Source organism: Citrobacter sp. Cm046 (assembly GCF_030333065.1).
In the GTDB taxonomy this organism is placed as follows: Bacteria; Pseudomonadota; Gammaproteobacteria; order Enterobacterales; family Enterobacteriaceae; genus Citrobacter; species Citrobacter murliniae.
In genome coordinates this window covers 227,786-243,538 of the sequence record NZ_JAOWGP010000030.1, presented here as the reverse complement: position 1 = coordinate 243,538, position 15,753 = coordinate 227,786, and the positions used below count along the sequence as shown (strand labels likewise).

The window sequence follows — 15,753 nt, the reverse complement described above, 5'->3', positions numbered from 1 at the left end:
AGTGTTAATCTACTAGATTAGTATCTTCAATTTTTATTTTTTTTATAAAAAGTAATAACACGATAGCGCATATCATAATGATTGGGATACTTCTGGCCCAGATGATAACATCGCTGAGGCCAGTTCCTATTATAGCTAGTGTGAATGCAAAAAGCCCCAAAGATTTATATTTATAGACAGTGTAAAATAAAGCGATATATAAAAATATTGTCGAGATAACACCTGCAACTCCTTTCAGAGACGCACTTTCAATAATTTCATTGTGAAGATGGATATTAGAATATTCTAGTGCACCACTTAGATATGTTTGTTTTTCTGCCCGTTCGGTCATTAGTTGAGCGCGGCTTTCAGCCGATCTCATTACAAATGGATCTTCGCGTAAAATATCGAATCCAATCTCGTACATCGCGAAGCGCGCGCCCAATGAACTATTGCTGTTGTCGTTGCTATATAGATTTAAATCGACTACAGCTTCGTGGTATCGATCATATAGTGGTTTGCTGAAAACAATGATAAGCGTTGTCATTAAAATGAGAAAACCGATCGCTGAGAAAAAAAGTTTTTTCGGTGATTTCATGTAAAATAATGCCAAAGATAACGCGCTAATAATTGGAAGTAATAATAATGATGAACGGGTTTGAGTTAGTGCTAATGCGTAAAATACAGCTATGATATTCAAAATGAAAAAGACTGGATGGTTGCGTCTGGTGTAAAGAACAGATACAGCGCTGGTAATCCCTACAAACATGATCGAATAAGCTGCACCTGTAGCAGTTCCAATGCCGAAATCAATGCGGATTGCTCCCGTTGTTGATTTTATATAGAAAGCATAACCCGCAATGATAAATGATAGTGTGTACATAATATATAAGGGTACCTCTCTCTTAATTTTTATTTTTGATGAGAGAACAAGTAAAACTAAAAATGCGCCCATTATGAATATCTTCGCAGTATTCAAATAGTTATGATAAGTCGATCTAAATGGTGAGTTATCTACTTTAAATGCGGAGTACCAGATTAAGTTAGTAATACCAATAATCAACACTGCCAGCGAGAGCAACCAATATTGCATGTTGTAATTTTTTGGCTTTCCTCTGGATATGAGAGCAAATAAACTTAAAATTGCAGTAATACTATAAAGTTTCATACTCAAATTATTATCCAACAGTGCAACAATAAGGGTGATAAAACAAAGTAAGTACGTTGTTATTTCTAACCCCAAAGATATGTTTTGCGTGTTGGGTTTATGTAAATTATTATGCATTAAGGTTTGCATTATTTGACCTTTATAATAATGATGATATTCTGCCCCAGACCGAATTAGCACTAAGTAGCACTAAATTATTTTCCGGCGAGCGACACTCAGCCTGATTCTTCCCATATCCCCCAATCAACCCAGGGTCCGTCGGGCCATACAGCGTAATATTCGGTCGATCCAGTGCGGCAGTTAAATGGCTTAATCCGGTATCAACTGAGACGACAAATTTAGCGCCTGCTAATACCCGGGCCACATCCTCCAGGCTCATTCGCGGTAGAACCTCTACGTAATCAAATCCCTCAGCCAGTCTCCTGGCCCGCGCTTCTTCATGAGGAGCACCCCAGGGGAGCTTAATGCGTATGCCTGCATTATTTAAAAGGCCAATCAGCTCCCGCCAGTTCGCTTCTGGCCAGTGCTTATCATCACGCGTAGTGGCATGCAAGAAGACCGCATACTGTCCCGCATCGGCATTAAGTTCATTCAGAAAATGCTGCGCGATAGCGTAATCACCTTGTGACTGTGGTTTGGCATATCCCAGACTTTTTGCGAACAGTTCTCGGGTTCGTTCAACGGCATGCTGCTGTTTGGCAATATGATGTTTGCGGTTATAAAAAAGACTCGCCAGGGGCTCGCGTGCCGTGCTCCAGTCCATACCATGCTTGATGCCACGCGCCAGACGCGTGACCAGCGCGGCGCTTTTTACCAGGCCTTGTGCATCAATTATCACGTCATACTGCTGCAAACGAACTGCATCGCGAAAGGCTTTACGCTCCGCTTTAATCGGTGCGGAAAACCAGGCCTTGCGCCAGCGGCGAATCGCCACCGGAATTACGCGGTCAACGGCCGAATGCCAGGCGGGGATTTGGGCGAACCCTTCTTCCACTACCCAATCAAATTGAATATCCGGAATGGCCTGCTGCGCATCCGTTAATGCGGGCAACGTATGCAGTACATCGCCCATTGACGATGTTTTAACGATCAGAACCCGCATCCGTCAGACTTCCTCTTGTAACAACAGGTCATTGAGTTCTTCCAGTACACGCTGGGGAGTGATGTCAATCAGGCTCTGGTGATAACCTTCTGCTGCATCCCCTTTACGAACCTTGTGATAACCCGTAATCAGACGAATGACCCGCGCTTTGTGAGACAACGGCGGGGTAAAGTCAGGACTACTTGGGCCATACAATGCTACCAGAGGTCGGTTCAACGCCGCGGCAACGTGCATTAAGCCGGAGTCATTGGTGACAACAGCTTTACAGGCGGCAAGCAGAATAACGGCCTGTTCCAGCTGCGTTTCGCCAGCCAGGTTACGACACCACGCCTGCTGTTCGGTGTTCAGCGTTGCCAGAATCTCATTGCCGGCCTCATGATCTTTGGCCGAGCCAAACAGCACAATCTGATGGCCTTCGTCGATCAGTTGCTTCGCCAGTTCAGCATAGTGATAGTGAGGCCAGCGTTTCGCCGGACCAAATTCTGCGCCAGGGCAAAAACCGATGATTGGGCGTTCAGCAGAGAGGGAGAACTGGTTACAGGTCAGTGATTTTTCGCCTTCACTGACTTGCAGTTGTGGCCATAACAGCGGTTGCGGTAAATCTTTGGCGGAAAGCATCACGCCTTTATCGTAGGCCAGCGCCACATAGCGTTCGACCATCAGCGGCCAGGCCTCTTTATCCAGCACGCGCGCATCGTTGAGTAAGCCGTAGCGCATCTCGCCACGCCAGCCTGTACGATGGGGAATGCCTGCAAAGAACGGCACCAGAGCGGATTTAAAAGAGTTTGGTAGCACGTAAGCACGGTCATAGCGTTTCTCACGCATACTGTGACCGAGTTTACGGCGTTCGCCGATCTCCAGCGCACCGTGTCCCAGCGGCATGGCGATGGCTTCGTTGACTTCAGGCATACGCGACAGCAGCGGACGGCACCATGCAGGTGCCATCACGTCGATTATCGCCTGGGGATAGCGCGCCTTGAGCGTGCGATAGAGACTTTGCGACATCATCATGTCGCCCACCCATGACGGGCCTATCACCAAAATTTTCATACTTACGCGTCGCGGTTCAGCCAGGCCATATATTCCGTTACGCCTTCGGCAACGGTCTTAAACGGTTTGTCATAGCCCGCAGCACGCAGGTTAGTCAGATCCGCCTGGGTAAATGCCTGGTAACGGCCTTTCAGTTTTTCCGGGAACGGAATGTACTCAATACTGCCTTTTTTGTGGTACGCCAGCGTAGCGTCCGCGACGGCCTGGAAAGATTCTGCCCGACCAGTACCGAGGTTGAAGATTCCGGAAACGCCATTTTCCAGGAACCACAGGTTTACCGCTGCAACATCGCCGACATAGACGAAATCACGTTTGAAGTTTTCACTGCCTTCAAACAGCTTTGGTGTTTCGCCATTGTTGAGCTGGGTGTTGAGATGGAAAGCCACACTTGCCATGCTGCCTTTATGGCCTTCACGCGGTCCGTAGACATTGAAATAACGGAAGCCAACGATCTGGGAGTTTGCTTCAGGCAGGATCTGACGCACATATTCGTCGAACAGGAATTTTGAGTAGCCGTAGACGTTCAGCGGTTTCTCATATTCGCGGGATTCGATGAAGTCAGAAGTACGACCGCCGTAGGTGGCGGCAGAAGAGGCGTACAGGAACGGAATTTCGCGTTCCAGGCAGTAGTGCAGCAGCTCTTTAGAGTATTGATAGTTATTGTCCATCATGTACTTGCCGTCCCACTCGGTGGTGGAGGAGCATGCGCCTTCGTGGAAAATCGCCTCAATATCGCCGAAATCTTCTCCGGCCATAATCTGGATCAGGAAGTCTTCCTTGTCCATGTAGTCAGCAATATTCAGATCCACCAGGTTCACAAACTTGGTGCCGTCTTTCAGGTTGTCCACCACCAGAATATCGGTGATGCCTTTATCATTCAGGGACTTAACGATGTTGCTGCCGATAAAGCCCGCGCCGCCGGTAACGATGATCATAACTGTAACCTTCGAATTATGGAGTCAGAGACAATCTCAGACACGAATGTCTCTAATCATATCACTACATGGCTCTGGCTTCAGCCATTCACAGATAAGCTGTGCGGGTACACGTGATTTATGCTTCATTTTAAAGAAGTGATGATGCGTCATCTCGTATCAACGTATAGCTTTGGGTAATATGTGCTGAAATTTGCCCAGTCTGGAGAATTGCAATGCGTGGGAATTTTTACAAGCAGTTAACGAACGATCTGGAAACCGCACGTGCGGAAGGATTGTTTAAAGAAGAGCGCATTATTACGTCTGCCCAGCAGGCGGATATCACCGTGGCAGACGGAAGCCACGTTATTAACTTTTGTGCGAACAATTACCTGGGACTGGCTAACCACCCGGAACTGATTGCGGCAGCAAAAGCGGGTATGGATTCTCACGGCTTTGGTATGGCGTCGGTGCGCTTTATTTGCGGAACCCAGGACAGCCATAAGCAACTGGAGCAAAAACTGGCTACATTCCTGGGGATGGAAGACGCCATTCTTTACTCTTCCTGTTTCGACGCCAACGGCGGCCTGTTCGAAACGCTGCTGGGTGCAGAAGATGCGATTATCTCCGATGCCCTGAACCACGCATCAATCATCGACGGCGTTCGTCTGTGTAAAGCGAAGCGTTTCCGTTACGCCAATAACGATATGCAGGAGCTGGAAGCTCGCCTGAAAGAAGCTCGTGAAGCGGGGGCTCGCCATGTGCTAATCGCCACCGACGGCGTCTTCTCCATGGATGGCGTGATTGCAAACCTGAAAGGCGTCTGCGATCTGGCAGACAAATACGATGCGCTGGTGATGGTTGATGATTCCCACGCGGTTGGCTTTGTCGGCGAAAACGGTCGCGGTTCTCATGAGTATTGTGACGTGATGGGGCGTGTGGACATCATCACCGGGACGCTGGGTAAAGCACTGGGTGGCGCATCTGGTGGTTATACTGCGGCACGTAAAGAAGTGGTGGAGTGGCTGCGTCAGCGTTCGCGCCCGTATCTGTTCTCTAACTCTCTGGCCCCGGCAATTGTTGCTGCTTCCATCAAAGTGCTGGAGATGGTCGAGGCAGGTAGCGAACTGCGTGGTCGTCTGTGGGCGAACGCACGTCAGTTCCGTGAACAAATGTCAGCTGCTGGCTTTACGCTGGCCGGTGCCGATCACGCCATTATCCCGGTAATGCTGGGTGATGCTGTGGTAGCACAGGACTTTGCCCGCGAGCTGCAAAAAGAGGGGATTTACGTTACTGGATTCTTCTATCCGGTGGTTCCGAAAGGCCAGGCGCGTATCCGTACCCAGATGTCTGCGGCGCATACTCCTGAGCAGATTACGCGTGCTGTCGACGCGTTCACACGCATTGGTAAACAACTGGGCGTTATTGCCTGAGGATGTGAAATGAAAGCGTTATCCAAACTGAAAGCGGAAGAGGGCATTTGGATGACTGACGTTCCTGAACCGGAAGTCGGTCATAACGATTTGCTGATTAAAATCCGTAAAACAGCCATCTGCGGGACTGACGTTCACATTTATAACTGGGATGAATGGTCGCAAAAAACCATCCCGGTTCCGATGGTAGTAGGGCATGAATATGTCGGCGAAGTTGTCGGTATCGGCCAGGAAGTTAAAGGTTTTAAAATCGGCGATCGTGTTTCCGGTGAAGGTCACATTACCTGTGGACATTGTCGTAACTGTCGCGGTGGGCGTACTCACCTGTGCCGGAATACGACTGGTGTCGGCGTGAACCGTCCTGGCTGCTTTGCAGAATATCTGGTGATCCCGGCGTTTAACGCGTTTAAAATCCCGGATAATATTTCCGATGATTTAGCATCTATCTTCGATCCGTTCGGCAATGCCGTGCATACGGCTCTGTCATTCGATCTGGTGGGTGAAGACGTGCTGGTCTCTGGTGCTGGCCCTATCGGTATTATGGCCGCAGCGGTAGCGAAGCATGTTGGCGCACGCCACGTGGTGATTACGGATGTTAATGAGTATCGCCTGGATCTGGCGCGCAAAATGGGTATCACTCGCGCGGTCAATGTATCGAAAGAAAATCTGACCGATGTGATGGTCGAACTGGGGATGACTGAAGGGTTTGATGTGGGTCTGGAGATGTCCGGTGCGCCGCCAGCGTTTCGCGCCATGCTAGACACCATGAACCATGGTGGCCGTATTGCCATGCTGGGGATCCCACCGTCAGACATGTCAGTCGACTGGACAAAGGTTATCTTTAAGGGACTGTTTATTAAAGGTATCTACGGTCGCGAAATGTTTGAAACCTGGTACAAAATGGCGGCCCTGATCCAGTCTGGCCTGGACTTGTCGCCAATCATCACGCATCGATTCTCTATCGATGAGTTCCAGCAGGGCTTTGACGCAATGCGTTCAGGTCAGTCAGGGAAAGTGATCCTGAGCTGGGATTAACCATATCCATTCAATGGATTCTGTGCGTTGTCCCCGGATATTTATTATCGTTAAATCTCCGGGGATTTTTTTGTTTGCACGATCCCACATGTCCGGCGCATTTTCCGTCAAAGATATGACTCATTATCTCTGATCATTTGCCGCTTAATATGTTTAAAATTGCCGTTAATTATACTGTCTGACAGGATTTTATATGACCTATACCCCTGGTCTCCTGAGCGTCATTATGCCGCTTTACAACACGGGTGAACCGTTCATTGCGTGTATGGATTCGCTGATTGCGCAAACCTGGAAAAATCTGGAAATCATTATTGTTAATGATGGCTCTACGGATAACTCGGCGGAGCTCGCTCAGACTTATGCGGATCGTTATCCGCACGTTCATCTGTTACACCAGCGTAATGGGGGCGTTTCGGCGGCGCGAAATACCGGCATGAAGATTGCGAAAGGTGAATACATCGCTTACGTTGACGGCGATGATATTGCCTATCCGGAAATGTACGAAACGCTGATGACTATGGCGCTGAAGGACAATCTGGATGTTGCGCAGTGCAACGCGGACTGGTGTATTGCGGAAACAGGCCATACCTGGGCATCTATTCCAACCGATCGTATTCGCTCTACCGAGGTGATGACCGGGCCGGATTGGTTGCGAAAAGCGTTAGCCAGTCGCCGCTGGCGACATGTGGTCTGGATGGGCGTTTACCGCCATCAAACCATCCGTGACGCTGGGCTGACTTTTCTTTCCGGCCTCCACCATCAGGATATTATCTGGACTACGGAGTTTATGTTTAACGCTAAACGTGCGCGCTACACGGAAGTTCCGCTGTATAAATACTTCCTGCACGGCGCTTCTGTTAGCCGTTTGAAACGTACGGGATTGAAAAACCTGGCCTATCAGCGTCATTACATAAAAATTACCCGTCTGTTGGATAAGATGAATCATGATTACGCCGGACGGATCCCGATTTATCCAGAGTTCAAACAGCAGGTGATTTACGAAGCGCTGCGTGTTTGTCATTGCATACGTAAAGAGCCTGACGAAAAGATTCGTCAGCGCATGATTGCCGAGGTTTTCGCCTCTGGTATGTTTAAGCGCATGGTGAGTAATATTTGCAGCGTCAAACTGGGTTATCAGGTGCTTCTGTGGGCCATCCGGTTTAGCAAGTGGCGCGATACATCACTGACTCCGCGCCGACTGGCCCATTTAACGCTCAATCTGAAAGACTGATTACTGCCAGCCCTGCCACTGCAGTCTCATATACTGCACCAGCGTGCTTTGGGTGATGCTTTCTCCAAGCACGTTAAAGAAATGGCTGGCGTAAACCGGCTCTAACGGTTTTTTCGGCTTGCACAGTTTTACTCCGCGGAAAGGATTTCGCGGTGCATCAGGCGCGCCGTTTTTCGGTGTCGTCAGATTTGGCGTGGAGGTGTCCACCTGCGGTTCATTGAGCAGGCTGCTCGGGCGCACCAGCGTAATATCAGCTGGCAGGCTATAAACCATCTGCTGCAGGACACGTACTGTAGAAGGGTGAGGGTGCCCAATGGCAATAGCGGAACCGTTGCGGCGGGCAAGATCGACTGCGCGATTAAACTGACGGCGAATGTCCGCCTCGTTTTGTGTGTCGTCGAGGAAGACTTTGCGTTTGATGACCTTCACACCCGTTCCTGCAGCCGCACGCATGGCCTGGCTATTGCCGATGGTCATGCTGTCCAGGAAGTAGAGATCGTAGCGCTCCAGCGCCTGCATTACTTTCTGCATCCCAAACAGGCTGGAAGTCATCGCGCTGCCCATATGGTTGTTGAGTCCGACGGCATACGGCACTTTGTTCACCGCGTCGCGAATTATCCGCTCAATCTCGTCGCTGCTCATCTCCGGACGCAAAGTATCTTTTTCCAGCGGCTGCTTGCTCAGCGGCGCCATTGGCAGGTGGATCAAGACTTCGTGGCCACTGTTATGCGCTTTGGTCGCCATCTCACGTGCATGTGGGGCGTTAGGTAATACGGCGACGGAGATCGCTGACGGCATCGCCAGTACCTGATTTTCAGTGTGCGGGCGATAACCGAAATCATCAATGACGATAGCGAGTTTGCCAGCAAAAACAGGGGTTGCGAATGCCAGCAGGCTGGCGAGTGAGAACAATATGCGATGAAACTGAGGCAAAACTTATCTTCCCAACCACGGCTGTGGATTGACCGCCTGACCCTGGCGACGAATTTCGAAATAGAGTGCAGGTCTGCCCTGACCACCACTGCTACCCACCAGGGCAATCGGCTGCCCGGCGCGAACCTGCGTACCCACGCTGACCAGTGCGCTTTGGTTATAACCGTACAGGCTCATATCGCCTTTACCATGTTCAACCACGACGACGAGACCGTAGCCTTGTAGCCAGTCCGCCAGAATAACGCGGCCATCAGCAATGGCTTTTACTTCGGTACCTTCGGAAGCGCCGATAACCATCCCTTTCCAACGTAGCTCACCTTGCAGTTGTTCGCCATAGCGATGCAAAGTCGGGCCGCGTACAGGCCAGAATGCCTGACCGCGTGGTGAACCCAAACCGCCGGTACGAGACATCAGTGATTTTTCACTTTCGGTCGGCTTGTACGTAGAGCCTTTGCGTGACGCTTCCTGCTGCTTATCGCGTACAGCCTGCGCCTCTCGAGCTTCACGTTCAGCGCGTGCTTTGGCGGCGGCTTCAGCCCGGGCAAGACTGTTGCGCAGACGGGATTCGTTGGCACGCAACTCGCTTAACTGCTGTTGACCCTGTTGGATGGATGACTCCAGCCCTGCGAGCGTTTTTTTGCGCTCATTACGGGCCTGTTCCAGCTTAGCCTGCTGAGCGCGCTGTTCGTACAGCAGCGTCTGTTGTTCACTCTGCTTATCTTCCAGTTCGGCTTTCTGCGCATCGACTTCTTCGCGAGTTTGCTTCAACTGGGCGATTGTTTCCTGCCGCGCCTGGTTCAGATAACCAAAATAGGCCTGTAGACGTTGTCCACGCTGGCTCTCTTCACCGCTGAGGATTAACTGGATACCGGTATGCTCACCCTGACGAAACGCGGCATCCAGTTGGGCCGCAAGGCTGCGCTCCTGCGCTGCGCGTTGTTTTTCCAGTTTTGCTATTGAGGCATTCATCTCAGCGATTTGTGCATTCAACTGCGCCAGCGAATTTTGCGTTTCGCGCAATTGACGCGCGGCAACGGCGATAGCCTGTTCCTGGACTTTAAGCTGGGCGAGGAGGGTGGAGCGCTGCTGCTGCTGTTGGCGTACCGCGCGTTCTTTTGCCGCGATATCGGCCTGAATAGATTTGAGTTGATCGCGTTCGTCCGCGTGGGCGGAAAAGGCGCACAACAATACGCCAGCGCTAAGCGCGCTGGCGTAGAACAAGGGCCTGACTGAAAACTTTCGCAATTTCACGGCCCATGTGATGGTATTAATCGCCTTTCCCCTCATGGGGAGGGATTATTCCACGATGAACAGCGGCTTACCAGTCATCTCTTGCGGGATTTCCATACCCATCAGCGTCAGCATGGTCGGGGCGATATCGGAAAGTTTACCGCCTTCGACTGCTTTGACGTTTTTGTCGCCCACATAAATCAGCGGAACTGGCAGGTTGGTATGTGCGGTATGTGCTTGACCGGTAGACGGATCGCGCATTTGCTCAGCGTTACCGTGGTCTGCGGTAATCAGCAACTGGCCGCCAACGGATTCAACCGCTTTGGCTACCTGCTCAACGCAGTGATCCAGCGCTTCCACTGCTTTAACTGCCGCTTCCATCACCCCGGTGTGGCCGACCATATCGCCGTTCGGGTAGTTACAGATGATGGTGTCGTATTTACCACTCTCAATCGCGGCAACCAGCTTCTCGGTCAGTTCTGCGGAGCTCATTTCTGGCTGCAGATCGTAGGTAGCAACTTTCGGGGAGTTGATCAGGATGCGTTCTTCGCCTTTGAACGGCTCTTCTACGCCGCCGTTGAAGAAGAAGGTGACGTGTGCATATTTTTCGGTTTCGGAAATACGCAGCTGCGTTTTGTCGTGTTTCGCCATCCACTCGCCAAGAGTGTTAGCCAGAGATGCTGGTGGATAGGCAACGGCAGTTTTGATGTCAGCCGCGTATTCAGTCAGCATCACAAAGTTGAGGTTAACGACTTTCTTACGTGCGAAACCATCGAAATCAGTGTTAACAAACGCACGGGTAATTTCACGCGCACGGTCAGCACGGAAGTTCATGAAAATCAGCGTATCGCCGTCTTCCATTGCGGCATCAGCCTGGCCTTCAGCACGGATCACGGTCGCTTTCACGAATTCGTCGTTTTCATCGCGGGCATAAGCAGCTTGCAGGCCAGCTACCGCAGTATCAGCCTGGAATTCACCCTGTGCCAGCGTCATCAGGTCATACGCTTGTTCAACGCGATCCCAACGGTTGTCGCGGTCCATTGCGTAGTAACGACCAATGATGGACGCTACGCGGCCTTTGCCCAGTGCAGCAAATTTCTCTTCGAATTTTTGCAGGGATTTTTCAGCGCTGCGCGGTGGGGTATCGCGGCCATCGAGGAAGGCGTGCAGATAGATTTTTTCTGCGCCGCGTTCTGCAGCCAGTTCAACCATCGCCATGATGTGATCTTCGTGGCTGTGTACGCCACCAGCAGACAGCAGACCCATGATGTGTACTGCTTTTCCGCTATTTTTTGCCTGGTCAACCGCGTCGGTCAGCACCGGGTTAGCGAAGAAGGTACGTTCTTTGATTTCAACATCCAGACGAGTCAGGTCCTGATACACGATACGGCCCGCACCCAGGTTGACGTGGCCCACTTCGGAGTTGCCCATCTGGCGATCAGGCAGCCCGACTTCCAGACCAGACGCATCAATCAGGGTATGCGGACGTTTTGCCCACAGAGCATCCATCACCGGGGTTTTGGCATTAAAGATGGCATTATCCTGGCTGTCTTCACGATAGCCATAGCCATCCAGAATCACCAGTACCATAGGTTTTTTAGAAACCGACATTGCGACAACCTCACACTCAATAGACAAAAGTAATTGCGTAATTTTACTACAGCTGAATCGATAAAATAGCCCCAGAAGATCAAATAATGGGGTAGAGCGGTCCGGGGAGCGCTCTGATTTACGTTTTTTTTTCGGTAGCGCTCCGCAAAAATGCAATCCAATGCACGCTCTGGCTGTATTTGCGCCAACGCGCAGGTATACTCTTTCCCTGTTTTTTAATCACTAAGTCGGGAGTTGTTACCCCCCATGCAAGAAATTATGCAATTTGTTAGTCGCCACCCTGTATTGAGTATCGCCTGGATTGCGTTACTGGCGGCTGTATTATTTACTACGTTTAAAAGCCTGACCTCGAAAGTGAAGGTAATCACACGTGGTGAAGCTACGCGTCTTATCAATAAAGAAGATGCGGTTATTGTGGACTTACGTCAGCGCGATGACTTCCGCAAAGGTCATATCGCAGGCTCCACGAACCTGCTGCCAAGCGAAATCAAAGCCAACAATTTTGGTGAGCTTGAAAAACACAAGGCCAAACCGGTCATTGTGGTTGATGGCTCCGGCATGCAGTGTCAGGAATCTGCAACCGCGCTGATCAAAGCTGGTTTTGAGCAGGTATCTGTACTGAAAGACGGTGTAGCAGGCTGGAGTGGTGAAAACCTGCCACTGGTTCGCGGCAAATAGCACCGTAAGGTAATATCGGAGAGAAGTCATGGCCAACATCGAGATCTATACCAAAGCAACCTGCCCGTTTTGCCACCGCGCAAAAGCGCTGTTGAACAGCAAGGGTGTGAGTTTCCAGGAACTTCCGATTGACGGTGATGCCGTGAAGCGTGAAGAGATGATCAAGCGCAGTGGCCGTACGACGGTTCCGCAGATTTTTATTGATGCACAGCACATTGGCGGTTGTGACGACTTGTATGCGTTGGATGCGCGTGGTGGACTGGATCCCCTGCTGCGTTAAGGCGTACAGAAAGTATTTAAAGGACAACACTAAAGGGTTTTCTAAACATGTCAGAACAAAACAACACTGAAATGGCTTTCCAGATCCAACGTATTTATACCAAGGATGTATCTTTCGAAGCGCCAAATGCACCGCATGTTTTCCAGAAAGATTGGCAGCCAGAGGTTAAACTTGATCTTGATACTGCATCTACCCAACTGGCAGATGATGTGTATGAAGTTGTGCTGCGTGTCACCGTAACGGCTTCTCTGGGTGAAGAAACTGCGTTCCTGTGCGAAGTTCAGCAGGGCGGTATCTTCTCCATCAGTGGTATTGAAGGGACTCAGATGGCGCATTGCCTGGGTGCATACTGCCCGAACATTCTGTTCCCATATGCCCGCGAATGCATCACCAGCCTGGTTTCACGCGGTACGTTCCCGCAACTGAACCTTGCGCCGGTCAACTTCGATGCGCTGTTCATGAACTATTTGCAGCAGCAGGCTGGTGAAGGTACTGAAGAACATCAGGATGCCTGATGAACCAAAGTAATGCTTCAATGACTGTGATTGGTGCCGGCTCGTACGGCACCGCTCTTGCCATCACCCTGGCAAGAAATGGCCATCAGGTTGTTCTGTGGGGCCATGATCCCAAACATATCGCGACTCTTGAGCACGATCGTTGCAACGTCGCGTTCCTCCCTGATGTGCCTTTTCCTGAAACGCTGCGCCTGGAAAGTGATTTAGCCACGGCGCTGGCAGCCAGCCGTAATATTCTTGTAGTGGTGCCGAGCCATGTCTTTGGCGAAGTGCTGCGACAGATCAAACCGCTGATGCGCTCTGATGCGCGCCTGGTTTGGGCGACAAAAGGTCTGGAAGCGGAAACGGGACGCCTGTTACAGGACGTCGCGCGTGAAGCGCTGGGGGATGCTATCCCGCTGGCGGTCATTTCCGGCCCAACGTTTGCTAAAGAGCTGGCGGCGGGTATGCCTACCGCGATTTCTCTGGCTTCGACGGACGATACCTTTGCTGACGATCTGCAGCAATTGCTGCACTGTGGCAAAAGCTTCCGTGTCTACAGCAACCCGGACTTCATTGGTGTTCAGCTTGGCGGCGCGGTGAAAAACGTGATTGCGATTGGCGCGGGGATGTCTGATGGCATCGGTTTTGGCGCCAATGCGCGTACGGCATTGATTACCCGTGGTCTCACCGAGATGTCGCGCCTTGGCGTGGCGCTGGGGGCCGATCCTGCCACCTTCATGGGAATGGCAGGTTTAGGCGATCTGGTGCTGACCTGTACCGATAACCAGTCACGTAACCGTCGTTTCGGCATGATGCTTGGTCAGGGTATGGATGTGCAGGGCGCGCAGGACAAGATTGGCCAGGTGGTTGAAGGTTACCGTAATACGAAAGAAGTTCGTGAATTGGCGCACCGTTTTGGTGTCGAAATGCCAATAACCGAGGAAATTTATCAAGTATTGTATTGCGGAAAAAACGCGCGCGAGGCAGCATTGACGTTATTAGGTCGTGCACGCAAGGACGAGCGTAGTAACCACTAGCTATCAGGATCTGTTTTACTATAACGACCCGACCCGCATAGAACGGGTCGGTCGTTTTGCTACCTTCTGGAGTATGCAATGCCGTGTGAAGAACTGGATATTGTCTGGAAAAATATTAAAGCGGAAGCCCGGGCACTGGCTGACTGTGAGCCAATGCTGGCCAGTTTTTACCACGCCACGCTGCTCAAGCATGAAAACCTCGGCAGTGCGCTGAGTTATATGCTGGCGAACAAACTTGCTTCTCCAATAATGCCTGCGATTGCTATCCGCGAAGTCGTGGAAGAAGCTTACGCGGCTGATCCAGAAATGATTGCTTCAGCGGCCTGCGATATTCAGGCTGTGCGCACTCGTGACCCGGCCGTTGATAAATACTCAACCCCACTTCTGTACCTGAAGGGCTTTCATGCTTTGCAGGCCTACCGCATCGGTCACTGGTTGTGGCATCAGGGGCGACAGGCGCTGGCGATCTTCCTGCAAAATCAGGTGTCAGTCACTTTCCAGGTCGATATTCACCCGGCGGCAAAAATTGGCCGCGGGATTATGCTCGATCACGCTACCGGTATTGTGGTCGGTGAAACCGCGGTAATTGAAAACGATGTTTCCATCCTGCAATCCGTGACGCTTGGCGGGACGGGGAAAGCGGGGGGCGATCGCCATCCGAAAATTCGTGAAGGCGTGATGATTGGCGCGGGAGCGAAAATTCTCGGCAACATAGAGGTTGGACGCGGCGCGAAGATTGGCGCAGGCTCTGTCGTCTTACAGCCTGTACCGCCACACACCACCGCCGCAGGCGTTCCAGCACGGATTGTCGGCAAACCCGACAGTGATAAGCCATCTATGGATATGGATCAGCATTTCAATGGCATACACCATACGTTCGAGTACGGCGACGGCATCTGATTTCGAGCTCATCTTGAACCCGGGCTGTGCTCGCCATCCTCACGTACTGCGTGTACGCTCCGGTGGCTGCGCGCAGTCCGTGTCCAACCTGACTGCGCCGATAACGCTCGAAAAATAAATGGCAAATTCGTTCGTAGGTCGGATAAGGCGCCAGCCGCCATCCTTCAAAATCAACTTCGCAATATTGCTCCAGGATAGCCCAACTGGCGCCAGGCCTCATACACCACCACCGATACCGCATTTGACAGGTTCATACTGCGACTGTCCGGCATCATTGGAATACGGATTTTTTGTTCGGCTGGCAGGGCGTCCAGAATTGTCGCTGGCAGGCCGCGTGTTTCCGGGCCAAACATCAGATAATCACCATCCTGATAGCTCACAGCACTATGTGCTGGGGTGCCTTTGGTGGTGAGGGCGAACATGCGCTGCGGTTTTTCGGCTTCGATAAACGCGGCGTAATCGTGATGGCGAACCACCGCCGTAAACTCATGATAATCCAGCCCTGCGCGGCGCAGGCGTTTGTCGTCCCACGTAAAACCCATCGGCTCAATGATATGCAGACGAAACCCGGTGTTAGCACACAGGCGGATGATATTGCCGGTATTCGGCGGAATTTCTGGTTCGAATAAAACGATGTTAAGCATGCTGCCCCCTTAATTGCGGGGGGCAGCATAG

General features: G+C 51.2%; 16 protein-coding genes. 8 read left to right on the top strand and 8 right to left on the bottom strand.

Annotation, left to right across the window (positions count from 1 at the left end; all coding sequences use genetic code 11):
* Positions 1 to 4: 4 nt before the first annotated feature.
* From OGX98_RS02825 to rfaD, 4 genes are read right to left on the bottom strand one after another with little or no spacing between them, the layout of a single operon-like run.
* Positions 5 to 1,276 carry an O-antigen ligase family protein gene (locus OGX98_RS02825; protein ID WP_286594790.1) on the bottom strand — a complete coding sequence of 424 codons (1,272 nt, stop codon included), beginning with the start codon at positions 1,274 to 1,276 and terminating at the stop codon, positions 5 to 7.
* A gap of 10 nt (positions 1,277 to 1,286) precedes the next feature.
* Entirely contained in the window at positions 1,287 to 2,249 is a 963-nt protein-coding gene (gene rfaC / locus OGX98_RS02820; protein WP_286594789.1) for a lipopolysaccharide heptosyltransferase RfaC, read from the bottom strand.
* A 3-nt stretch (positions 2,250 to 2,252) separates the two neighbouring features.
* Complete coding sequence (rfaF, locus tag OGX98_RS02815; RefSeq protein ID WP_045448802.1) at positions 2,253 to 3,299, bottom strand: ADP-heptose--LPS heptosyltransferase RfaF; 1,047 nt, start codon at positions 3,297 to 3,299, stop codon at positions 2,253 to 2,255.
* A 2-nt stretch (positions 3,300 to 3,301) separates the two neighbouring features.
* Positions 3,302 to 4,234 carry an ADP-glyceromanno-heptose 6-epimerase gene (rfaD, locus tag OGX98_RS02810; protein ID WP_003827312.1) on the bottom strand — a complete coding sequence of 311 codons (933 nt, stop codon included), beginning with the start codon at positions 4,232 to 4,234 and terminating at the stop codon, positions 3,302 to 3,304.
* A gap of 215 nt (positions 4,235 to 4,449) precedes the next feature.
* Here rfaD and kbl point away from each other — a divergent pair, with 215 nt between their 5' ends.
* The 3 genes from kbl (at position 4,450) to OGX98_RS02795 (ending at position 7,912) form a co-directional block, all read left to right on the top strand.
* Positions 4,450 to 5,646 (top strand): glycine C-acetyltransferase, encoded by a 1,197-nt coding sequence (gene kbl / locus OGX98_RS02805; RefSeq protein WP_045448800.1) that lies wholly within the window; start codon positions 4,450 to 4,452, stop codon positions 5,644 to 5,646.
* Positions 5,647 to 5,655: 9 nt separating this feature from the next.
* Positions 5,656 to 6,681: an L-threonine 3-dehydrogenase gene (gene tdh, locus OGX98_RS02800; protein ID WP_048223107.1), complete on the top strand. Its 1,026-nt coding sequence runs from the start codon at positions 5,656 to 5,658 to the stop codon at positions 6,679 to 6,681.
* A gap of 193 nt (positions 6,682 to 6,874) precedes the next feature.
* Complete coding sequence (locus tag OGX98_RS02795) at positions 6,875 to 7,912, top strand: glycosyltransferase (RefSeq protein WP_045448796.1); 1,038 nt, start codon at positions 6,875 to 6,877, stop codon at positions 7,910 to 7,912.
* Here the strand turns inward: OGX98_RS02795 and OGX98_RS02790 are convergent, their stop codons facing one another.
* Genes OGX98_RS02790 through gpmM form a run of 3 tightly spaced genes read right to left on the bottom strand, consistent with a single transcriptional unit; the run spans position 7,913 to position 11,686 of the window.
* Positions 7,913 to 8,845, bottom strand: a complete 933-nt coding sequence (locus OGX98_RS02790; RefSeq protein WP_048223104.1) for a divergent polysaccharide deacetylase family protein — start codon at positions 8,843 to 8,845, stop codon at positions 7,913 to 7,915.
* Positions 8,846 to 8,848: 3 nt separating this feature from the next.
* Positions 8,849 to 10,108: a murein hydrolase activator EnvC gene (gene envC, locus OGX98_RS02785; protein ID WP_231593101.1), complete on the bottom strand. Its 1,260-nt coding sequence runs from the start codon at positions 10,106 to 10,108 to the stop codon at positions 8,849 to 8,851.
* A 33-nt stretch (positions 10,109 to 10,141) separates the two neighbouring features.
* Entirely contained in the window at positions 10,142 to 11,686 is a 1,545-nt protein-coding gene (gene gpmM, locus OGX98_RS02780; protein WP_045448790.1) for a 2,3-bisphosphoglycerate-independent phosphoglycerate mutase, read from the bottom strand.
* Positions 11,687 to 11,932: 246 nt separating this feature from the next.
* On the opposite strand from gpmM, the gene OGX98_RS02775 reads away from it, so the two are divergent.
* From OGX98_RS02775 to cysE, 5 genes are all read left to right on the top strand, one after another.
* Entirely contained in the window at positions 11,933 to 12,364 is a 432-nt protein-coding gene (locus OGX98_RS02775) for a rhodanese-like domain-containing protein (RefSeq protein WP_045448788.1), read from the top strand.
* 28 nt (positions 12,365 to 12,392) lie between these two features.
* A complete protein-coding gene (gene grxC, locus OGX98_RS02770) occupies positions 12,393 to 12,644 on the top strand; it encodes a glutaredoxin 3 (RefSeq protein ID WP_003024152.1) in 252 nt (83 codons plus the stop codon).
* 47 nt (positions 12,645 to 12,691) lie between these two features.
* Positions 12,692 to 13,159: a protein-export chaperone SecB gene (gene secB, locus OGX98_RS02765; RefSeq protein ID WP_003024155.1), complete on the top strand. Its 468-nt coding sequence runs from the start codon at positions 12,692 to 12,694 to the stop codon at positions 13,157 to 13,159.
* Positions 13,159 to 14,178, top strand: a complete 1,020-nt coding sequence (gene gpsA / locus OGX98_RS02760; RefSeq protein ID WP_045448786.1) for an NAD(P)H-dependent glycerol-3-phosphate dehydrogenase — start codon at positions 13,159 to 13,161, stop codon at positions 14,176 to 14,178. Before secB ends, gpsA begins: the two co-directional genes overlap by 1 nt.
* A gap of 78 nt (positions 14,179 to 14,256) precedes the next feature.
* Positions 14,257 to 15,078, top strand: coding sequence for a serine O-acetyltransferase (gene cysE / locus OGX98_RS02755; protein ID WP_045448784.1), 822 nt, complete (start codon positions 14,257 to 14,259; stop codon positions 15,076 to 15,078).
* Between the two features lie 170 nt (positions 15,079 to 15,248).
* Here the strand turns inward: cysE and trmL are convergent, their stop codons facing one another.
* Complete coding sequence (gene trmL / locus OGX98_RS02750) at positions 15,249 to 15,722, bottom strand: tRNA (uridine(34)/cytosine(34)/5-carboxymethylaminomethyluridine(34)-2'-O)-methyltransferase TrmL (protein WP_045448782.1); 474 nt, start codon at positions 15,720 to 15,722, stop codon at positions 15,249 to 15,251.
* Positions 15,723 to 15,753 lie beyond the last annotated feature (31 nt).